This window comes from Nonomuraea glycinis (genome assembly GCF_035920485.1).
In the GTDB taxonomy this organism is placed as follows: Bacteria; Actinomycetota; Actinomycetes; order Streptosporangiales; family Streptosporangiaceae; genus Nonomuraea; species Nonomuraea glycinis.
This window is the reverse complement of sequence record NZ_CP109166.1, coordinates 2,966,779-2,986,938: the sequence shown is the minus strand read 5'-3', so window position 1 is coordinate 2,986,938 and position 20,160 is coordinate 2,966,779. Positions and strand designations below refer to the sequence as shown.

The 20,160-nt window shown below is 70.2% G+C and carries 21 protein-coding genes; 8 read left to right on the top strand and 13 right to left on the bottom strand.

The features are described 5' to 3' along the window. Window positions 1–319: 319 nt before the first annotated feature. Window positions 320–1,717, bottom strand: coding sequence for a class I SAM-dependent methyltransferase (locus tag OHA68_RS13880; protein ID WP_327107992.1), 1,398 nt, complete (start codon window positions 1,715–1,717; stop codon window positions 320–322). A gap of 154 nt (window positions 1,718–1,871) precedes the next feature. On the opposite strand from OHA68_RS13880, the gene OHA68_RS13875 reads away from it, so the two are divergent. Continuing rightward, a complete protein-coding gene (locus OHA68_RS13875) occupies window positions 1,872–2,174 on the top strand; it encodes a hypothetical protein (RefSeq protein ID WP_327107991.1) in 303 nt (100 codons plus the stop codon). A 52-nt stretch (window positions 2,175–2,226) separates the two neighbouring features. Here OHA68_RS13875 and OHA68_RS13870 read toward each other — a convergent pair whose 3' ends face one another. Both OHA68_RS13870 and OHA68_RS13865 read right to left on the bottom strand, forming a co-directional pair. Beyond that, the gene (locus tag OHA68_RS13870) at window positions 2,227–2,823 is read right to left on the bottom strand and encodes a TetR/AcrR family transcriptional regulator (RefSeq protein ID WP_327107990.1); all 597 of its coding nucleotides are present in this window, start codon (window positions 2,821–2,823) and stop codon (window positions 2,227–2,229) included. A gap of 4 nt (window positions 2,824–2,827) precedes the next feature. Further along, window positions 2,828–3,325: a GNAT family N-acetyltransferase gene (locus tag OHA68_RS13865; protein ID WP_327107989.1), complete on the bottom strand. Its 498-nt coding sequence runs from the start codon at window positions 3,323–3,325 to the stop codon at window positions 2,828–2,830. Window positions 3,326–3,398: 73 nt separating this feature from the next. Here OHA68_RS13865 and OHA68_RS13860 point away from each other — a divergent pair, with 73 nt between their 5' ends. The 4 genes from OHA68_RS13860 to OHA68_RS13845 all read left to right on the top strand — a co-directional run bounded on the left by OHA68_RS13860 (window position 3,399) and on the right by OHA68_RS13845 (window position 6,759). Next, window positions 3,399–3,866, top strand: coding sequence for a winged helix-turn-helix transcriptional regulator (locus OHA68_RS13860; RefSeq protein WP_189137483.1), 468 nt, complete (start codon window positions 3,399–3,401; stop codon window positions 3,864–3,866). 70 nt (window positions 3,867–3,936) lie between these two features. Further along, window positions 3,937–4,731, top strand: a complete 795-nt coding sequence (locus tag OHA68_RS13855) for an SURF1 family cytochrome oxidase biogenesis protein (protein ID WP_327107988.1) — start codon at window positions 3,937–3,939, stop codon at window positions 4,729–4,731. A gap of 9 nt (window positions 4,732–4,740) precedes the next feature. Next, window positions 4,741–5,484: a tyrosine-protein phosphatase gene (locus OHA68_RS13850; protein WP_327107987.1), complete on the top strand. Its 744-nt coding sequence runs from the start codon at window positions 4,741–4,743 to the stop codon at window positions 5,482–5,484. A 69-nt stretch (window positions 5,485–5,553) separates the two neighbouring features. Further along, complete coding sequence (locus OHA68_RS13845; RefSeq protein WP_327107986.1) at window positions 5,554–6,759, top strand: amidohydrolase family protein; 1,206 nt, start codon at window positions 5,554–5,556, stop codon at window positions 6,757–6,759. Here the strand turns inward: OHA68_RS13845 and OHA68_RS13840 are convergent. From OHA68_RS13840 to OHA68_RS13830, 3 genes are read right to left on the bottom strand one after another with little or no spacing between them, the layout of a single operon-like run. Beyond that, entirely contained in the window at window positions 6,747–7,106 is a 360-nt protein-coding gene (locus OHA68_RS13840; RefSeq protein WP_225277152.1) for a YkvA family protein, read from the bottom strand. The genes OHA68_RS13845 and OHA68_RS13840 overlap by 13 nt on opposite strands. Before the next feature lie 56 nt (window positions 7,107–7,162). Next, the gene (locus tag OHA68_RS13835) at window positions 7,163–8,131 is read right to left on the bottom strand and encodes an LLM class F420-dependent oxidoreductase (protein WP_327107985.1); all 969 of its coding nucleotides are present in this window, start codon (window positions 8,129–8,131) and stop codon (window positions 7,163–7,165) included. Between the two features lie 32 nt (window positions 8,132–8,163). Further along, window positions 8,164–8,832: a TetR/AcrR family transcriptional regulator gene (locus OHA68_RS13830; RefSeq protein ID WP_327107984.1), complete on the bottom strand. Its 669-nt coding sequence runs from the start codon at window positions 8,830–8,832 to the stop codon at window positions 8,164–8,166. Between the two features lie 35 nt (window positions 8,833–8,867). On the opposite strand from OHA68_RS13830, the gene OHA68_RS13825 reads away from it, so the two are divergent. Beyond that, window positions 8,868–9,770 (top strand): hypothetical protein, encoded by a 903-nt coding sequence (locus OHA68_RS13825; protein ID WP_327107983.1) that lies wholly within the window; start codon window positions 8,868–8,870, stop codon window positions 9,768–9,770. Between the two features lie 21 nt (window positions 9,771–9,791). On the opposite strand, the gene OHA68_RS13820 is transcribed toward OHA68_RS13825, so the two are convergent. From OHA68_RS13820 to OHA68_RS13800, 5 genes are all read right to left on the bottom strand, one after another. Continuing rightward, window positions 9,792–10,850 (bottom strand): aspartate-semialdehyde dehydrogenase, encoded by a 1,059-nt coding sequence (locus tag OHA68_RS13820; RefSeq protein ID WP_327107982.1) that lies wholly within the window; start codon window positions 10,848–10,850, stop codon window positions 9,792–9,794. Then, entirely contained in the window at window positions 10,847–12,121 is a 1,275-nt protein-coding gene (locus tag OHA68_RS13815) for an aspartate kinase (RefSeq protein ID WP_189137491.1), read from the bottom strand. The genes OHA68_RS13820 and OHA68_RS13815 overlap by 4 nt, the downstream gene beginning before the upstream one ends. 85 nt (window positions 12,122–12,206) lie before the next feature. Beyond that, window positions 12,207–12,737 carry a DUF5063 domain-containing protein gene (locus tag OHA68_RS13810; protein WP_189137492.1) on the bottom strand — a complete coding sequence of 177 codons (531 nt, stop codon included), beginning with the start codon at window positions 12,735–12,737 and terminating at the stop codon, window positions 12,207–12,209. Next, window positions 12,730–13,329, bottom strand: coding sequence for a recombination mediator RecR (gene recR / locus OHA68_RS13805; protein WP_189137493.1), 600 nt, complete (start codon window positions 13,327–13,329; stop codon window positions 12,730–12,732). Before recR ends, OHA68_RS13810 begins: the two co-directional genes overlap by 8 nt. A gap of 3 nt (window positions 13,330–13,332) precedes the next feature. Beyond that, window positions 13,333–13,683 carry a YbaB/EbfC family nucleoid-associated protein gene (locus OHA68_RS13800; protein ID WP_189138137.1) on the bottom strand — a complete coding sequence of 117 codons (351 nt, stop codon included), beginning with the start codon at window positions 13,681–13,683 and terminating at the stop codon, window positions 13,333–13,335. Between the two features lie 324 nt (window positions 13,684–14,007). Here OHA68_RS13800 and OHA68_RS13795 point away from each other — a divergent pair, with 324 nt between their 5' ends. Next, on the top strand, window positions 14,008–15,438 hold the full coding sequence (locus tag OHA68_RS13795; RefSeq protein WP_327107981.1) for a helix-turn-helix domain-containing protein: 1,431 nt from the start codon (window positions 14,008–14,010) through the stop codon (window positions 15,436–15,438). A gap of 88 nt (window positions 15,439–15,526) precedes the next feature. Here the strand turns inward: OHA68_RS13795 and OHA68_RS13790 are convergent, their stop codons facing one another. Then, on the bottom strand, window positions 15,527–16,252 hold the full coding sequence (locus OHA68_RS13790; protein WP_327107980.1) for an alpha/beta fold hydrolase: 726 nt from the start codon (window positions 16,250–16,252) through the stop codon (window positions 15,527–15,529). Window positions 16,253–16,382: 130 nt separating this feature from the next. Here OHA68_RS13790 and OHA68_RS13785 point away from each other — a divergent pair, with 130 nt between their 5' ends. Next, window positions 16,383–17,273, top strand: coding sequence for a helix-turn-helix domain-containing protein (locus tag OHA68_RS13785; protein WP_327107979.1), 891 nt, complete (start codon window positions 16,383–16,385; stop codon window positions 17,271–17,273). Between the two features lie 204 nt (window positions 17,274–17,477). On the opposite strand, the gene OHA68_RS13780 is transcribed toward OHA68_RS13785, so the two are convergent. Next, window positions 17,478–20,135 (bottom strand): DNA polymerase III subunit gamma and tau, encoded by a 2,658-nt coding sequence (locus OHA68_RS13780; RefSeq protein ID WP_327107978.1) that lies wholly within the window; start codon window positions 20,133–20,135, stop codon window positions 17,478–17,480. Window positions 20,136–20,160 lie beyond the last annotated feature (25 nt).

Sequence of the window (20,160 nt, the reverse complement as noted above, 5' to 3'; positions counted from 1 at the left end):
GTCTGACCGCCACGCTTCGCTAGGGGGCCCGGTTATCCGGATGCTCCGCGTAGCGGCTAGCCGCCTCACATCGACGGCCGGCCGGACCCGACACGGCCCTCGAACCCCCCAGGTCCGTGTCGCAGATCACAGCCTGCCCGGGGGCGCTCAACAACCAATCAACGGCGAATCAAAGAAAGAAGAGAGGGCCCGGTGAAGCACGGGCACCGGGGGACGTCCGGCGAAGCAAAGGAAGCGGGTGGACCTGGCAAATCAAGGGAAGGTGGGCCCGGCGGGCCCGGGAAGAGGCGAATCATGGAAGAGGGAACGGCTCAGCGGATCAGAGAAGGAAGTAGCGTTCGGCGATGAGAGGGCGGATGGCGTCGGGGTGCGGCATCGCACCATCTCCGACCAGCTCGGCGATCACATTGAGCAGCGGGCCGAGGGCCAGCTCGCCGTCGCAGACGCCGGCCAGCGCGGCCTCCACCGTGCCCACCTCCCTGCTGCGCCGCAGGCCCGTCGTCTGGCGCAGCACGATCCGCATGGGGTCCTCGGCGCCGGGTAGTCCGACGCGCTCGTCGAGCAGCCCCTCCGCGGTGCGCAGCAGCGCCGAGTCGAGATCGGGGACGCGATGCGCGGTCGTGATCGCGTCCAGCACGTCGTCGACGTAGTCGCCGACGGGAAGGGCGACCTTGTGGGTGAGCTGCTCCACGCGGACGACCGGGTCGAGCGTGCCCGAGTTGCGCATGGTGATCCAGCCGAAGCCGACCCCCTCCACCTTGTGCTCCTCGAACCAGGCCAGCCAGCGGTCGTAGTGCTCGGTGTAGCCGGCGGTGCCGTGCTCGGCGGCGTCCCTGAGCCAGAGCTCGACGTACTCGGCCGGGTCCTGGACGTCACGCTCCACCACCCAGGCGTCGCAGCCGCCGTCGCGCAGCCAGCCGCCGACGCGCTCGCGCCAGTCCTCGCCCTCGACGTGCAGCCAGCTGGCCAGGAAGTGGGCCTGGCCGTCGGGATTGAGGTGGCGGGGCGTGCGGCGTACGAGATCGCGGCAGAAGTCGTCGCCCTCGGCTCCCGACTCGCGGTAGGTCAGCTCACCGCCGGGCGAGATGACGAACGGCGGGTTGGCGACGATCAGGTCGAACAGCTCGTCCGCCACCGGCTCGTACAGCGAGCCGGTACGGGCCTCCACCCTCGTGACGCCGGACAGCCGCCAGCTGAGTCTGGCCAGCTCGATCGCCCGGGGGTTCACATCGGTCGCCGTGACGCGCTGCGCCCGCTCCGCCAGGGACAGCACCTGCACGCCGCAGCCGGTGCCGAGGTCGAGGGCGCGCTCGACCGGCCGGCGGGTGACGAGCTGGGCCAGGTTGGCCGACGCGCCGCCCGCCCCCACCACGTGATCGGGGCGCAGCGCCGGATCGCCGGGGCGCACCTTGCGGTCGGAGACGACGTAGCCGTCCTGCTCCCAGGGCTGCAGGTGCACCTCCGCCCTGGCCCGCGTGCCCGTCAGCCGCACCAGGCCGGACTCCAGCACCGCGGCGGGCAGGTCGCCCGCGTCCACCTCGACGCCGAGCCACCACAGCCGGATCAGCGCGGCCAGCGGGTCTCCGCCCGCCGTCGCGCGCAGGGCCGGGACCAGCTCCTCACGGGCCAGCGCCGAGGCCGCCACGTCGCCGAGCCGATCACGGACGCCGTCGATGGTGTAGCCGGTCTCCAGGAGATGATCGCGCAGTCGTTCCACGAGTCCATCCTTTCACCGCAGACCTCTACGCATGATCCGATACCCACAGTGATCATACTGTTACAGAGATACCCAAGCGTTCCGCAAGCGTCGGACAAGTGGGACGCGATACTTCTAAGGAGGTCGTACGCCGTTCGAAGAGGAGCGGACTCACATGCTCATTCCCTGCCTGGCCTGCGGGTCGCGCTTTCTGCCCGATGACTACTTCGGAGCCTGCTCGGACTACAACCGGGGGCTCGACCTGGTGTCGTGGACCTGCCCGGACTGCGGCAACCGCGATGATCTGCGCGTGCTGCCGGGCGAGCTCGGGTTCGGCTATCCGTACCGGGGCCGGTTCGACGTGCTCGATCGCGTACGCGTGCCGGGGTTGCGCAGGCAGCGCGGCGAGCTCCGGCTGGACATCTCACTCGACAGCGCGAGCTGGCGGGTGCTCACGCGGGTCCGCCAGCCGGCCTGAGCGGTTCAAGTGGCCTAGGCGGATCAAGTGGTTTAGGCAGGTCTAGGCGGGGCTAGACGGGGGTCACGCGCAGGCTCTGCCAGGCCGCCGCGCCCAGGCCCTTGATCTCTTCCTCGGTCGGGGCGTGCGCCCCGGCGAACCACAGGCGGCACATCTCCTGCGCCGGGCCGAGCCACAGCACGTAGCACATGGTGGCGTGGACGGGCTGGAGGACGCCGTTCTTCATGTGCGGCTTCCACCAGTCGGAGACCTGGCGGAAGAAGCCGTGCCTGGCCTGGGCCACCTCGGCGCCGCCGGGCTCCTGCTTGCGCGGCGGGCGCTCGCTGATCAGCAGCCTGGCCCGCTCGGGGTGCTCACCGGCCCAGCGCATGTGGAAGGCGACGACCGCCTCGATGCCGTCGCGCGCCTCCTGGTGGCTGACCAGCTCGGCGACGAAGCGCTCCTGGTAGGACTCGAGGATCTCGGTGTAGAGCACGCCGAAGACGTGCTCCTTGCTGGCGAAGTGGTGGTAGAAACTACCGACGCTGACGCCGCTCTCCTCACGGAGGCTGGCCAGGGTGGTGGCCGAGACCCCGTCCTGGCTGAAGCGGCGCAGGGCGCCCTCGATGATGCGAGTCCGTCCGTCGCGGCCGCTCTTGACACTCTTCACGTCATCATGGTGCTGCACCAGAACCTTGTTCCGCAAATACTTCGCCCTGATGGATCATAGCCGTCACCTCCACACAACCTGAAGCGACCTTCATCTCGGCCTCGGGCCAGATCTTGCGGATCATCCTCAGCGCCCGCCGGTTCTCGCCGAGCACGTCCATGCCGACCGTGGTCGCGCCGCGCACCGTCGCCCTGAGCAGCAGCCTGCTGACCAGTTCGGGACCCAGCCCGAACCCCTGCCACCGATCCGTGACCACCACGGCGATCTCCACGTCGGCCACGCCGCCCCGGTAGCTCATGGCGTGGCCGATGATCTCGCCCTCGCGCACGGCGACGAGCGCGTCCCTGCGCTCGCTGACCTCGATCAGCGCGCGCACCACGGCGGCGGCCGGGCGGCTGACCCCGGCGAAGAAGCGCAGGGTCTGCGTGTGCACGGAGAGTCCCGACAGGAAGCGACGGATCCCCTCCTCGTCGTCGGCTCTGGTCGGCCGGATGAGAGGCATCTGGGTTCCAAACATGGACTCAGCCTTCACCATACACCTAAGTCTGTCAATCGAACTCAGGTATCATGTGTTCATGAACGTGCCCCTCCGGGTTGAGCACTGCTCGATCGAGCGCACCCTGGACATCGTCGGAGAGAAGTGGACCTTTCTGGTGCTGCGCGAGGCGTTCGCCGGCGTCCGGCGGTTCGCCGACATACAGGCGATCATCGGCGCGCCGCGACAGGTCCTCAGCGCGCGGCTGACCCGGCTGGTGGACGAGGGCCTGCTCCGTAAGGTCCCCTACCGCGAGCCCGGCCAGCGGCAGCGCGACGAATATCGGCTGACGGACAAGGGGCGTGACCTCTATCCCCTGCTGGTCGCGCTCATGCACTGGGGCGACCGATATCTCGCGGGCGAGGACGGCCCGCCCGTCCTGCTGAGCCATCGTGACTGCGGTGCCCCCATCGAGCAGCACTTCCGCTGCGCCGAAGGCCACGAGGTGGGCGGTCCCCGCGAGGTCACGGCCCGGCCCGGCCCCGGCTCGGGCCTCCCCACGACCTGAGGCATCGGCCCTGGTGCCCAGCCTTGGAGGCGCGTGGAGAGGCATCGGTCCTGGTGCCTACCCTTGGAGGGTGTACCGGTTCCTGCTTACTCCGCGCTGGGTCGCGCTTCACCTCGTCGTGCTGCTCGTGATCCCCGCCTTCGTGTTCCTGGGCCGGTGGCAGTTCGGGCGCTTCGAGGAGCGCTCGGCCAACAGCGACCTGGTCACCAGCAACATCGAGAGCGCGCCGGTACCGCTCGGCGAGCTCGCCCGGCCCGGACAGCCGGTCAAGGAGTCCGACCGGTACCGGAAGGTCGTGGCGGCCGGCACCTACGACGCCCAGCACGCGCTGGTGGTGCGCCGGCGGCCCCAGGACGGGCACAACGGGTTCTACGTGCTGACCCCGCTGGTGCTCGGCAGCGGGCAGGCCGTGCTGGTGAACCGGGGCTGGGTGAAGGCCGGGGCGACCGCTGACTCGCCGCCCGAGGTGCCCGCGCCACCCTCTGGTGAGGTAACTGTCACCGGACGGCTACGTCCAGGCGAGACCGAGGAGAACAGCGGGCTCAGGGACCGCCCCGGGCTGCCGCCCGGCCAGGTGCTGCTCATCGATCCCGGCAAGATCGGCGCGGCGTTGCCGTACCGGCTCGTGGGCGGGTACGTGGAGCTGGTCGAGCAGCGGCCGGAGAGCCCCGCCGCGCCCGCGCCGGTGCCCGCGCCCGACGTGGGGGCGGGCGGCGGGCTCAATCTCGCGTACGGCGTGCAGTGGTGGCTGTTCATCGGGATCGCGATCGGCGGCTGGGTGCTGCTGATCCGGCGTGAGCTGGCCGATCGCAAGGCCAAGGAGGACGCCGGCACACCCCTGGAGGCGGAAGTTTCTCCCCGTTAACGTGGGTTCATGAGTCGCCACATCAAGTTCACCAATATCCACAATTTTCGAGACGTCGGTGGATACGCCACCAAGGACGGGCGCACCGTCAGGTGGCGGCGGCTCTACCGTGCCGACTCCCTCGGCCGGCTGTCCGGCCAGGACCTCGACACCTTCCGCGCGCTGCGGGTGAAGACGGTCATCGACCTGCGGCACGCGAATGAGGTGGCGGGATCGGGCCGGGTGCCCGAGGAGGACGGCCTGGCCTACCACAACCTGCCCGTCGAGGGCCGGCGCTGGAACAACGTCCCCTACGACGGCAGGCCGACGGTGGCACGCTTCCTCGCCGACCGCTACCTGGAGGTGACAGAGGACGGAGTCGCGCACCTGCGCACCGCCGTGGCCACCATCGCCCAGGCCGACTGCGCCCCCGTGGTCGTCCACTGCGCCGCGGGCAAGGACCGCACCGGCCTGCTCACGGCCATGATCCTGTCCCTGGTGGGCGTGGCCGAGGACGACATCGTGGCCGACTACGCGCTGACCGGCCTGGCCACCGAGCGCTTCATCGCCGACTGGCGCCTCAGCCACCCCGACGCGCCCATGTGGGACGGCTTCGGGCTGGCGCCCGCCGAGACGATGCGGCTCTTCCTCGACGATCTGGCGAGCAGGCACGGCTCCGTCGAGGGATACGTCACCGACGTGCTCGGCCTGGATGCCGCGGTCATCGGCGGGCTGCGCGAGCACCTTCTGACCGGACCGATCCCGGCCGAGTGACCGGCTCAGAGACCCAACGGATACGTCGCAGCTTGTTCGACGTTATCCCGCCGTCGTACGGTTACCTGCGTGACTACGCCGCTGCTCCCCGACCCAGACCCGAGGCGGCGCGACTATGTGATCATCTCGGCGGACGATCACCTGATCGAGCCCCCTGACCTTTTCGAGGACAGGCTGCCGGAGAAGTACGCCGATGTCGCGCCCAAGGTCGTCGAGACCGAGGCCGGTCACCAGGTATGGCGCTACGGAGGCGCCACCTACCCCTGCGCGGGCCTGGACGTGGGCGCGGGGCTGCCACGCGAGCAGTGGACGCTGGACCCGGTCAGGTTCGACAACATGCGCCCCGGCTGCCACGACATCGAGGCCCGCATCGAGGACATGGACGTGGCCGGCATCTGGGCCGCCCTGTGCTTCCCCGGCATGGTGGCCGGTCAGGCGGGCATGCCGTTCGCCAGGACCCGCGACCAGGAGCTCGGCCTGGCGCTGGTCAAGGCCTACAACGACTGGCACATCGACGTCTGGGCGGGCACCTACCCCGAGCGCATCATCGGCCTGCAGCTCCCCTGGCTGCCCGATCCCGACGTCGCCGCCAAGGAGATCCGGGCCAACGCGGCGCGGGGCTTCAAGGCCGTGGTGTTCCCCGAGTTCCCGACGCGGCTGCGGCTGCCGTCGATCCACACCGGCCACTGGGACCCGTTCTTCGCCGCCTGCGAGGAGACCGGCACCGTCGTGGCCCTGCACACCGGCGCGTCGAGCTGGTCGCCGGCGCCGTCGCCGGACACGCCCATCGAGGCGATCACCACGCTGATGCCGACCAGCGCCATGTTCGCCTGCGCCGACTGGCTCTGGTCCGGACTGCCGCTGCGCTTCCCCAACCTGCGCATCCTCATCGTGGAGGGCGGCGTGGGCTGGCTGCCGATGCTCGCCGAGCGGGCCGACTACGCGCTCGACCACCCGGTCGCGGGCGAGGCGGAGTGGGACGGCGGGATCAAGCCCAGCGAGGTGCTGCGCCGCAACTTCTTCTTCGGCACGCTCGACGACCACGCGCTGTCCGGCGTGCGGCTCGCGGTCGGCCTGGACCACGTCCTGCAGGAGAGCGGCTATCCGCACTCCGACTCGACCTGGCCCGACACCCAGCAGGCGGTCTCACGCAATCTCGGCGCGCTGCCGCCCGCGGACATCGCCAGGGTGGCGTACGGCAACGCGGCCCGGCTGTTCGGGCACCCGTTGCCGTCGCGCGCCTGGCTCAGGATGGAAGAGATCTATCCTTCCTGAGGGATTCCTTCGACCCGGCCGGTGATGATCTGGCGTTCGTGGTCCACGTAGCGGCCGCTCTCACCGAGCAGCGAGGCCATGAGCCAGAGGAACACCCCGAAGTCGTCCGCGACCCCGATCAGGACGAGGAAGTCGGGGATGACGTCGATCGGAGAGATCATGTAGACGACGCCGAGCGCCATCAGGCCGAGCTTGCCCTTCCCCAGGCCGGTGTACCGGCCGCGCATCACCGCGCCGATCATGCGCGGAATCGCTCGCACTCGCGTCATCAGGCCCGGCGTGCCCGGCTTGGTGACCTCTTGGTAGGTGCGCCATGCCGCCGCCGCCCGTGCTGGTTTCGCCATCATGTGATCCCCCTTACCCGGTCATCACGACATAACGTGTTACCCAGGGAGATTCGTTCCTAACGATCTTCCTTTACGGGGGCAAGGTCGCGGACCGCCTGGGTGATGGAGACCTCGCCACCAGGGATGGGGGCAAGGATCGGCGTATCGAGACCGTTGTCCACATATTTCTGGATCCTGGCCCGGCAGGTGGCCGCGTCGCCGTGCACCACCAGGGCGTCGACCACCTCGTCAGGGATGGCCCTCAGCGCCGCCTGACGGTCGCCTGCGGCCCACGCCTCGTGCAGGGGGCGCAACACCTCGGCCCGGCCCAGCCAGTCGTGGAAGGCGGCGTAGGCGGGCACGGTGAGATAACTGGCCAGCATCCACCGGGCCGTCTCGCGCACCTGGTCCGCGTCCTCGTTCACACAGACGAACAGGCGGGCGATCAACTCGGTGTCCGGCCCGATCTCCGCGCGTACCGTGCGCACGTCGTCCGGCGAGAGCCAGTTGGTGATCGCCCCGTCGGCCTCCTCGGCCGCCAGGCGCAGCATCCGCGGCCGGAGCGCGGCCAGCACGATCTTGGGCGGCACCTTCGGCGCCCGTTCCAGCTTGAAGCCCTTGATCTCGAATGTCTCGTACGCCTGCGACACCTTCTCGCCGGCCAGCGCCGCCCGCAGGAAGCGCAGGGTGTCCCGGGTCCGCGCGTAGGGCTTGACGAACTCCACCGCGTTCCAGCGCTCCACGATCGCCGGGGAGGACGAGCCGATGCCGAGCACGAACCGCTCGGGCGCGAGATCGGCCAGCGTGGCGGCGGACATCGCCAGCAGCGCCGGGCCGCGGGTGGACACGGGCACGATGGCGCTGCCCAGCCTGACCCCGGGGGCCCACTGCGCGGCCAGGGCCAGCGGCGTGAACCCGTCCGCGCCGTTTACCTCGGACGACCACACGTCGGTGTAACCCAGTGCGGGCAGCTCCGCGATCAACTCCTGCGACTGGGCGAGCGAACGGTCGTAGAAGGGGATCGTCATGCCCCAGTTCTGCGTCATGCCCCGACCGTACCAACCGGTCGGTCGTCGTACTATGCCCGCAGTTCGTGCACCGCGGCGATGAAGTCCTGCGTGATCCCCCGCAGCCCCGGCAGGTGCGACAGGCTCACCAGCCGGTCCACCAGCGGCACCGTGACCTCGATCAGCCGGTAGGTGCGCGCGCACCCCGGCGAGGTGTCATGCACCCAGAACAGCACCATGCCCATGGACAGCAGCCAGAGCAGCTCCGGCAGCTCCGCACGGAGCTCGGCGTTCATCCGGTCCCGTGCCCCCTCGACCACCTGCCGGTAGATCCCGATGGACGCCTCACGGGCCGGCGAGGACTGGGCGCTGAACGGGCTCAGCGGGTTCGTCGGCTCGGCCGCGTGCTTGAAGAACTTCACGGCGAACTCGTGGTACGGCTCCGAGACCCGTACCCACTCGCGCAGCACCCCACTCAGCCGGGCGGCCAGCGTGGACTCGGTGGCCAGCAACTCCTGGCAGGCCCGCTCGTGCTCCGTCTGGGCGCGGTCGTAGTAGGCCTGGACCAGCGCCTCCTTGCCCGCGAAGTAGTAGTAGGCGTTGCCCACAGACACCCCGGCCTCGGCGGCGATCGCCCGCATGGTCGTCGCCTCGAAGCCGCGCTCCCGGAACAGGCGCAAGGCCGTCTCGACGATGACCTCTCGAGTGCTCTCCGATTCTCGGTTTCGGGCTTCGGACACGTTCGTCACTTTACGGCTTAATGCGGGGTTAGGTCATGAAGCCGCACGGTGATCGGCGCCACAAGGCAAAGATCCTGGTGTGGCAGGGGTTATCCGGCGTGAACAGTGGGATTGATGATTCCAGCGGAAGGGCTATTCCGCGAAAAGGCATCGACATGTGGATACGTAGGACAGTGCGGCTCCTCGTGGTTGCACTCTTTGCTCACGAAATCTCCATAATCGCACTGGCGTCCGCGGCCTCCGCCGCACCGATCACGCCAGGTGAAGAGCCACGACCAGCGCCGGCCCCGATCATTCGCGTCTATCAGCTCGGGGGGGCGTACCCGGCTCCCCAGTGGTACGCCGCGCTCGACGAGGCCGCGACGACCCTGGCGGAGACCTATAACGTGCCGACCGCCCAGGAGGCGGCGGTTCCGCGCGAGCGGCGCCCCGAAGCGCGCGCGGGCAAGGCAGGGATCGGCTGGAAGCAGTCGGCACGGCCGCGGGCCAAGCAGGCCCGCCGGCCGCTGGTGAACCTGCGCCGAGCCCTGCCGAGGCAGGCGACAGTGCAGCTGTCGCACGCCAACGCCTCCCGCTGGCTCAAGCAGGCGGGTCTGCGCTGGCGATCGACGGGCAACTGCACCGACAAGCGGCTGCGCTACTGCACCTCGCTGGATGCGGTACGGACGTCGACCGTCTCCGGGCTCATCGAGCTCAAGCAGCTCAGTGGGTGCCGGGTCATGGTCACCGGCGGCACCGAAGCAGGCCACGCGCCCGGCCCGTTGAGCCATGGCGCGGGCTACAAGGCCGACATCTCGCCCAACCCATGCATCGATCGCTTCATCACCCAGAATTACGATCGAGCGGGGATGCGGAGTGACGGCTCCCGGTTGTACCGCTCCGAGTCGGGCACCGTCTTCGCCGACGAGGGCGACCACTGGGACATCCTCTTCCGATGAACAGGATGTCCCATGCTCCGGTCAGAACTCCGAGGCGACCAGCTCGGCGATCTCCGCCGCGTTCAGGGCGGCTCCCTTGCGCAGGTTGTCGCCACAGACGAACAGGTCCAGCGTGTTGGGGAAGTCGATCGCCTGACGCACCCGGCCCACGTAGGTGGGATCGGTGCCCACCACGTCGGCGGGCATCGGGTAGACGCCGTTGGCCGGGTCGTCCCGCAGCACCACCGTCGGCGCCGCCTCCAGCACCCGATGCGCGTCGGCCACCGTGATCTCGCGCTCGAAGCGCGCGTGCACGGCCAGCGAGTGGGTGGTGATCACCGGCACCCTGACACAGGTCGCGGAGACCTTGAGGTCGGGAATGCCGAGGATCTTACGGGACTCGTTACGGAGCTTGAGCTCCTCGGAGGCCCAGCCACCGTCCTTGTAGGAGCCCGCCCACGGCACCACGTTGAACGCGACGGGCGCCGGGAACGGCGACTCCTCCGGCAGCTTGTTGGCCAGCGCCTTGCGCACGTCACCGGCCACCTGGCCGATCGTGCGGTCCCCGGCCAGCGCCTCGACCTCGTCGTAGAGCCGCGCCGAGCCCGCCACACCCGCGCCCGACACCGCCTGGTAGGAGGCGACGACGAGCTCGGTGAGCACATACTCGGCGTGCAGCGCGCCGATGGCCGCCATCATCGACAGCGTGGTGCAGTTGGGCGTGGAGACGATGTTGCGCGGGCGGTTACGCGCGTCCTGCGGGTTGACCTCGGGCACCACCAGCGGGACGTCGGGCTCCATCCGGAACGTGCCGGACTTGTCGATGGCGATCGCGCCACGCTCGGCCGCGATCGGCACCCAGACGGCCGACACCTCGTCGGGCACGTCGAAGATGGCGATGTCGATGCCGTCGAACACCTCGGGCGCCAGCGCCTGGACGACCACGTCCTCGCCGCGGACCCGAAGCACCTTGCCCGCCGAGCGCGGCGAGGCCACCAGGCGCACCTCGCCCCAGATGTCGTCCCGGGTCGAGACGATGTCCCGCATGACGGTGCCGACCGCGCCGGTGGCGCCGATCAGCGCCAGATTGGGCCTGCTCATCGTCCTGAACCTCCATACACAACGGCTTCGACCTGGTCGGAATCGAGATCGAAGGCGTGGTGCGCGGCGGCCACGGCCGCGTCGACACCGTCCTGCTCGACGATCACGGAGATGCGGATCTCCGAGGTGGAGATCATCTCGATGTTGACCCCCACATCGGCGAGGGCCGCGAAGAACGTCGCCGTGACGCCGGGGTGCGAGCGCATGCCCGCGCCGATCAGCGACACCTTCCCGATCTGGTCGTCGAAGAGCACAGACTCGAAGGCGATGTCTCCCTGGATCTTCTTCAGCGACGTCAGCGCGGTCGAGCTGTCCGCCGTCGGCAGCGTGAAGGAGATGTCGGTGCGGCCGGTCGCCGCGGCCGAGACGTTCTGCACGATCATGTCGATGTTGACCCCGGCCTCGGCCAGTGTTTTGAAGATCGCGGCAGCCTCACCGACCTTGTCGGGCACCCCGACAACAGTGATCTTGGCCTCGCTCCGGTCGTGCGCGACGCCGGAGATGATCGGCTGCTCCATCTCGGTTCCTTCGGTGTAAGGGTCGGAGACGACCCACGTGCCTTCCTTATTGCTGAAAGAGCTTCGTACGTGAATCGGCAGGTCGAAGCGGCGAGCATACTCGACGCAGCGCAGGTGCAGGATCTTCGCCCCGCAGGCCGCCATCTCCATCATCTCGTCATAGGAGATCTTGGGAATCTGGCGTGCTCCGGGCACGATGCGGGGGTCCGCGGTGAAGATGCCGTCCACGTCCGTGTAGATCTCACAGACATCCGCCTCCAGCGCCGCCGCCAACGCGACCGCGGTGGTGTCCGAGCCGCCCCGGCCCAGCGTGGTGATGTCCTTGGTGTCCTGCGAGACGCCCTGGAAGCCGGCCACGATCGCGATGTGGCCCTGGTCGAGCGCCTCACGGATGCGGCTCGGCGTCACGTCGATGATGCGCGCCTTGCCGTGCGTCGAATCGGTGATCACACCCGCCTGCGAGCCCGTGAACGAGCGGGCCTCGTGCCCCAGGTTGGCGATCGCCATCGCCAGCAGCGCCATCGAGATGCGCTCCCCGGAGGTCAGCAGCATGTCGAGCTCGCGGCCCGGAGGCAGCGGCGACACCTGCTCGGCCAGGTCGAGGAGCTCGTCGGTGGTGTCGCCCATGGCGGAGACGATGACGACCACGCTGTTGCCGGCTTTTTTCGTCGTGACGATGCGCTGCGCGACCCGCTTGATGCTGGTCGCATCGGCAACGGACGAACCACCGTACTTTTGCACAACGAGGGCCACGAGAGTCTCCCGGTCTGGACTGTGAGAGGCCAGTCTACTTGGGGTGTCTCATGCCACTAAGGTGCGGACCAGTATGTGGACGTGCCTAGGCGGTGGTGGCCTCCTCCGCCACGTCCAGCCGCGAGTGGGCGGCGAGGGCCTGCAGCGCGCGCATGGCGGCGCCCGCGTGGTTGCCCCAGGTGTTGAAGTAGGAGTATTGCCACCACCACAGAGCCTCGTGCGGCCGGCCCGCCTGATAGTGGCGCAGCCCGTGGATGAGGTCGGCGGCGACCGCCGTCAGGTCGTCCGAGAGCCGGTAGGGCGTCACAGAGGTGTCCTTGTACGGATCGAACACCTCGGCGTAGTCGTCCACCGCCTCCAGCAGCTCACCCAGAGCCGTGCGCACCCCGTCGATGTCGGGGTCCTCGCCCAGCGGGGGCTCGTAGTTGCCGGAAAGGATCACGTCCTGGTTGGCGCCGAGCTTGGCTCCCGCCAGGCTCACCTGCGCCACCTCGACGAGGAGCAGCGACCAGATGGCATCGCCGCCCTCGCCGCCGGCCACTCGCGCCAGGCCGTCCACATAGTTCTGGGCGTGTCCGGCGATCTCCTCCGCCAGGGTGCTCCACTCGTCAGACATCCAGCAGCCTCCGTCCTTCGAACGCACGGCCCAAGGTCACCTCATCGGCGTACTCCAGATCACCGCCGACAGGCAGACCGCTGGCCAGTCGTGTCACTTTCATGCCCATCGGCTTGACCAGCCGGGCAAGGTAGGTAGCCGTCGCCTCCCCCTCAAGGTTGGGGTCCGTGGCGAGGATGAGCTCCGTGACCCGGCCGTCCGCCAGCCTGGTCATGAGCTCACGAATGCGCAGGTCCTCGGGACCGACGCCGTCGATCGGGCTGATCGCGCCGCCGAGGACGTGGTAGGTGCCGCGGAACTCGCGCGTCTTCTCGATCGCGACGACGTCCTTGGACTCCTCCACCACGCAGATCACGTGCGTGTCGCGGCGCGGGTCGCGGCAGATGCGGCACTCCTCCTCGGCGGCCACATTGCCGCAGGTCCGGCAGAATCGGACCTTGTCCTTGACCTCCAACAGCGCGTGCGCCAGCCGCTTGACGTCGGCAGGATCGGCCGCCAGCAGGTGGAACGCGATTCGCTGCGCGCTCTTGGGACCGACGCCGGGCAGCAGGCCCAGCTCGTCGATCAGATTCTGGACGACCCCTTCGTACATCGTCTAAAACCCTGGCAACTGGCCGAGGCCGCCGCCGCCCAGGCCCTGGGCCAGCGGACCGAGCTTCTCCTGCTGCAGGTCGGCCGCCGCCCTGACCGCGTCGCGCACGGCGGCGATCACCAGATCGGCGATCGTGTCGGCGGTGTCCTGCGGGTCGGCGGCGTCGATGACATTCGGATTGATCTTGAGCTCAAGCAGCTCGCCCGAGCCGTTGACGACGGCCGTGACCAGGCCGCCACCGGCCGAGCCCTCGATCTGCGCGTCGTTGAGCTCCTGCTGGGCGCTCACAAGCTGCTGCTGCATGAGCTGTGCCTGCTCCAGCAGCTGCTGCAGGTTGACATCCCCTGGGTTCACCGTCGTGCGCTCCTCGTGGCTCCGGTTCTTGACTGCCACGAGCCTACGGTGTTTGTGCCTCGTCATGTACTGAGGGGATACAGGTGTTTCGCACCGGCTCCGGTCTGGCCGGGTCCCGGCCCCCCTCCAGTGCCCGAGACCCGGCCGCACGTCGACCGGAGCGGCCGCACCACGCCGACGCGTTACACCGGAACGCTAGCCACGAGAACGTTGCACACACGTTGCGATGATTCAATCACCCTAAGCAATCCCCCGAACGACTTGCGCCGGTAGGCCCACAAGACAGATGCTCGCCATACGGGCGTTGATTACTTGGAGTGGCTGATGAGTTACGCTCACCTTGACGCATACTCCCGTCTGCTGCCCACGGCGCACGAGGCGGTGCCGTCAGGGACGCTGACACCCACCGTGCCCCGCCGGCTGATCAGCGCATCCTGGCGACGCTCCATGGCCGCCGGCATCGATCCCAACGCCACGGCCGCCCCTCTCGCCTACGGCCCCGCCCTCCTCGACCAGGTGCGCGAGTCCCACCCGCTCCAGCCGCTGCTCCCGCTCCTCACCCAGACGCTCCAGCAGGCGGCCAACGACAGCGAGCACATCATGGTCGTGACCGACGACCAGGGCCTGGTCCTGTGGCGCGACGGCCACCCCAGGACGCTGCGCCGGGCCGACAGCGTGGGCCTCACCGACGGCCACCGCTGGACCGAGGAGACCGTCGGCACCAACGGCATCGGCACCGCCCTCGCCACCCGGCGGCCGGTGCAGGTCTACTCCGACGAGCACCTCATGCGCGTGCTGCACATCTGGTCATGCTGCGCCGCCCCGATCACCGACCCGGAGACCGGCCGGATCCTCGGCTGCCTCGACGTCAGCGGCACCGCGCCCAGCCTCCACCCCGCCACCATCGCCCTGGTGGGCGCCACGGCCAGACTCGCCGAGACCCAGCTCACCGTACGCATGCACGAGCGTGATGAGCTCCTTCGCCGCCGCTACGAGTCCGCGCGCTTCAGCTCGGCCATCCTGCTCTCCCCCTCCGGCCGCGTCATCGCCGGTGACCCCGCGGGCGACCTGGGGGGCCGCATCGACCTGCCGGCCACCGGCGAGCGCATGATCCTGCGCGACGGCCGGGTGGCGCACCTCGAGCCCTACTCCGACGGCTACCTCCTGTGCCCCACCCCCGACGCCCCGCCGCCCCCGCTCACCCTCTGCCTCCTCGGCGACGGCCCGCCGTCCGCCTTCGTCAGCGGCCGCAAGCTCCCGCTCTCCCTCCGCCACGCCGAGATCCTCGCCCTCCTCGCCCTCCACCCGCGCGGCCTGACCGCCGAACAACTCTCTTTCCACCTGTACGGCGACGACGGCAACCCGGTCACCATCCGAGCCGAGATCCACCGCCTGCGCAGCCAACTCGGCGCCGCCATCGACGCCAAGCCCTACCACCTGACCTCTCCGGTGGAAGCGGACTTCCTGGACCTGCGCCGCCTGCTGTCGACCAACGACCCCACCTCCCTGGCCCGCGCCTACCCTGGCCCCCTGCTGCCCCGCTCCGAGTCCCCCGAGATCCGCCGCGAACGGGACGAGCTCGAGGTCCAGGTCCGCACCTGCCTCCTGCAGCGAGGCTCCCCCCAGGACCTGTGGGCCTACGCCCAGACCGCCAACGGCCGCGACGACTTCCAGGTCCTCGAACGCATCATCAGGGCGCTCCCCCCGGCCGACCCCCGCGCCGCCGCCGCCCGAGCCCGCCTCCGCACCGGCTAGCGGCGCCCCGCTGCCGCGTGCGCGGGTGTCAGCGCGCCTCACTACCGCGTGCGCGGGTGTCAGGGCGCCTCGCTACCGCGTGCGCGGGTCAGCCGAGCTTGAGCAGGAGTTCGGCGAGCTCGCCCGGCATGGTGATCATGCAGTCGTGGCCGGTCGGCAGTTCCCACACCTGCGCCGGCGTGCCGTTGGGCTGCAGCTCGGGTACGGGCCGGCGGACGACGCCGTCCGGCACGCCGGCGGTGCAGTGGATGTGCGTCCGCGGAATCGTGCGCACGGCCGGGTTGTCCAGGTGGACCGGTTGCTGGAGACAGCGCACCGGCTGATCCGACAGCATCGTGCGCAGCCAGGCGACGTCCGACGGGTCGGTGACGCCGAACAGGCCCAGGGGCGGCGGCCCCTCGGGCAGCGGCGGAACCCGCCAGCCGCTGCCCGACCGTACGGCGAGGTCGATCAGGGCCTGGCTGATGGGCATGACGTCGACCGCGTTCTCGCCGTCCTCCGGGACCATCGCGTCGAGGTAGACCAACTGGGCGATCCGCTCCGGGATCTGGTTGGCCGCGGACGAGATGACCAGCCCGGCGTAGCTGTGTCCCACGAGCACCACGTCGGTGAGGTCTTCCTCGGTGATCAGCCCGACGATGTCGTCGACGTGCGTGTCCAGCCCCACCTCGGGGCCGAGCAGCCGCGCCTTGTCGCCGTAACCGGTCAGCGAGGGTGCGACCACCCGATGTCCGGCCGCCGCCAGGAACGGGACCACCCGCTCCCAGCACTGTCCGCTGTGCCAGGCGCCGTGTACCAGCAGATATGTCGACATGGTGTGCTCCTTGCTTCTGGATGGGCCGCCGGCCACGCTGCCGCCGGAGCCCTGACGCAGCCAGTGCCCCTGCGATCCTGGGGGTGACAGGACCAGGCACGCGCACGGTCGCGCGAACTACGGTGGACAGATGAGCGACGAATCGAACCTTCTGGGCGATTACGTGCGCGCCCGCCGTGAGCTCGTCACTCCTGAACAGGTCGGCATCCCCGTTCTGGGAGTACGGCGCGTGCCGGGCCTGCGCCGGGAAGAGGTCGCGATGCTCGCCGGCATCAGCGCCGACTACTACCTGCGCCTGGAACAGGGCCGCGACCGCAACCCCTCCGCCCAGGTCCTGGAGTCCCTCGCCCGCGTGCTGCGGCTCGACGACGACGCGACGGCCTACCTCCTGCGCCTCGGCGCCGACAAACCCCGCCGGCGCCGGCGCCGGCCCAGGAAGGAGACCGTCCCGCCGGGCATCGCCAAGCTCGTCGCCACGCTCCCGCTACCGGCGTACGTCGAGGACCGATACTTCGACGTCCTCGCCGCCAACGCCTTGGCGACCGCTCTGTCACCGCGCCTCGCGGCGGGCGGCAACCGCCTGCGTGACGTGTTCCTCGACCCCGCCGAGCAGGCCCTCCACCTGGACTGGGAGGACGCCGCCGCGGGCATGGTCGCCGGCTTCCGCCAGTCCGTCGGCACCGACACGGACGACCCCCGCTTCATCGAGCTCGTCGGCGAGCTCTCCCTCGCCAGCCCTCTCTTCAGCCGGCTCTGGGCCCGCCACGACGTGGAGGCGTGCGAAGGCACCCCCAAGCGCCTCGACCACCCCCAGGTCGGTGACCTGTGGCTGAACCGGGAGCGGCTGGGCATCAGCGGCACGTCGGGCCTGATGCTCGTCATCCACCACCCGGACCCCGGCAGCGACAACGCCGACAAACTAGCCCTCCTGGCCTTGACCACCCGAACCCCGACCGCCCCGCAAGACACGAACGCCCACGACCGGATGGACCTCGGGGCGAACCCGCCCGCCGACCGCTGACCGACTAGCCACAACACCGCCTTCAACACCTGCTCCCAGGCATCCAGCGTTCGTGGACACGACCTCCGAGCTGGGATTCCGCGTGATCACACAGCTCAGCCAACGCCATGCACCCGGACGATCAACGGTGATTCAGACGCGCGCCGTACAGACTTCAGGCGATCGGAATGGCGTGAGGCGTCGATCTCGCCGCGGCGTGCGGCGTCAGGAGTGGTCGATCTCGCCGATCACGCGGGCGCCCAACTCGCGCTGGAGCAGGGCCATGCCCGACATCGCATCGGCATCGGCGTCGGCGTCGTTCAGTGGGTCGATGTCGTCGGCGTCGGCGTTCTTGCCACGGCCGGGGACGGCGTCCGGCCAGGCCGGGGCGGCAGGGGAGGCGGCCGCTTTGCGGGCGCCGGCCACGCGGGGGCCCGCCTGGGCGGCGGCTCTGGCGGCCGAACGGGCAGCGGCCAGGCCGGTGCCCGGCGCTCCCGCTCCTCGGTGCCCCGGACCCGCCGACGTCTGGGAGGGGTCGGGGGTAGGAGGCGAGCCGGGACCGGGATCGTCAGGAGCGGCCGGCCAGGATTCGTCCGTCGTCGGATGGTTGCCGGGCGACGAAGGGCCGCTGGAGCGAGTCTCGTCCACCGCTGTACGACTCCGCGCCGGTGACGTCGCACCGTCGGCTTGGACAGCGACTCCCTGAGGCGTCTGCACAGCGACCTGCGACCCGTCCTGAGCACCCACCGGCGAATCCGGGGCCGCTCCCCACTGCCCACCGGCGGCTTCGACCGCAGGGGCCGCCATGCCGCCGGCCGGCCCCGAACTTGGCGCCGCGCCCGGGCCGGGCCCTGCACCGGCCTGCCCTGAGCCTGGTCGCGGGTCCGACGGGGTGCCCGCCTGGGCGTCCGGTCCGCCGCCCTGGCCTGCGTGAGCATCCGACGATGAGCGTACGGAACCACCCGAGTGCGGACCGGCGGGGCCGCCTGGATGCGTACCCGAGGGCCCGCCGGGATGCGGCCCCGCCGGCCCACCCGAGTGCGGACCCGACAGGCCGCCCGAAGGACTCCCCTGGTGAGGCCCCGACGGCGGGCCCGAGTGAGGGCCGGGCTGGGGGCCGCGTGAGGTCTGCTGCGGCGCGGAGCCGCCGCCCACCACCGCCTCGACCCGCCAGGTGCCGCCGAGCACGTCGCCCAGCGCGCTGGCCACCACCGCGTCCTTGCCGCCGCCGGTGAAGTTCTTCATCGCGCCGACCTGAAGGAAGCCGAGCGTGACCACGTTGCCTTCGACGCCCACCACCTGAGCGTTGGTGCTCACGTTCGACCAGGCCGCGATGCTGCGCTGCTTCAGCGCGGCCAGGACCACCGGCCACTGCTGCTGGATGGTGGCCGTACCGCCCGCCGTGACCCCTGACTGGGCGTGAGCCGGTGGCGCGGCAGAGGCCGGTTGTTGCGCCTGCGTCGCCGGAACCCCGGGGCGAGCCGTCTCGGGCCAGTCGTCAGCCGCCGGCCGCCGCGCCTGGGAGTCCGCCCCCGAGGAGTCGAGCGCCGGCCCACTCGGAGTGCTGACCGTCGCCGCCGAACCCCCGTGCCCGGCATCCGGCACGGCAGGCGCACCAGAGCCATCCGGTACGGCACGCGTACCAGGACCTGCCTGGGCGGAAGGCATACCAGAACCTGGCTGGGCGGCGGGTGCGCCGGTTGAGCGGGCGGCCATGTGCGCTACGGCGCCGCCGCGTTCGAGGCGCTCCAGGCGGGCGAGCAGGGCGGCCTCGCCCTGCGCGGCCGCCGGGAGCAGGACGCGGGCGCACATGAGCTCCAGCAGGAGGCGCGGCGAAGTGGCGCCGCGCATCTCGGTGAGGCCGCTGTTGAAGATCTCGGCGGCGCGGGTGAGCTCGGCGGGCCCCATCGACGCCGCCTGCTGGACCAGCCGCTCCAGTTCGTCGGCCGGGCGGTCGAGCAGGCCGCTGGAGGCCGCCTCGGGGACGTTCGCGAGGATGACCAGGTCGCGGAAGCGCTCCAGGAGGTCGGCGCCGAAGCGGCGCGGGTCGTGACCGCCCTCGATGACCCGGTTGACGGCGTGGAAGACCTGGGCGCCGTTGTGCGCGGCGAAGGCGGCGACGACCTCGTCCAGCAGGTCGCCGTCGGTGTAACCGAGCAGCGAGACGGCCTTGGCGTAGGTGATGCCCTCGTCGTCGGCCCCGGCGAGGAGCTGGTCCAGGATGGACAGCGAGTCACGCGCGGATCCGGCGCCGGCCCGGACGACGAGCGGCAGGGCGGTCGGCTCGAACGGGACGCTCTCCGAGGAGAGGATCTCCTCCAGCAGCGCGCGGAGCGTCGCGGGCGGCATCAGCCGGAACGGGTAGTGGTGGGTCCGCGACTTGATGGTGCCGATGACCTTTTCCGGCTCGGTCGTCGCGAAGATGAACTTCAGGTGCGGCGGAGGCTCCTCGACGAGCTTGAGCAGCGCGTTGAACCCCTCGCGGGTCACCATGTGCGCTTCGTCGATGATGTAGATCTTGTAGCGCGCGGACACCGGCGCGAAGAAGGCGCGCTCCCGCAGGTCACGCGCGTCGTCGACACCACCGTGGGAGGCGGCGTCGATCTCGATCACGTCGAGGTGGCCGGGCCCGGTCGGGGCGAGGGCGACACAGGACTCGCAGACCCCGCAGGGATCGGGGGTGGGGCCCTGCGCGCAGTTGAGCGAGCGGGCCAGGATCCGGGCGCTGGAGGTCTTGCCACATCCGCGGGGGCCGCTGAACAGGTAGGCGTGGTTGATGCGGCCCGTGCGCAACGCCTGCCGCAGCGGGTCGGTGACGTGCTCCTGACCCTTGACCTCCGCGAAGGTCCCGGGCCGGTACTTGCGGTAAAGCGCAAGGCTCATGCGACCATCCCGCCTGCGAGGGGCT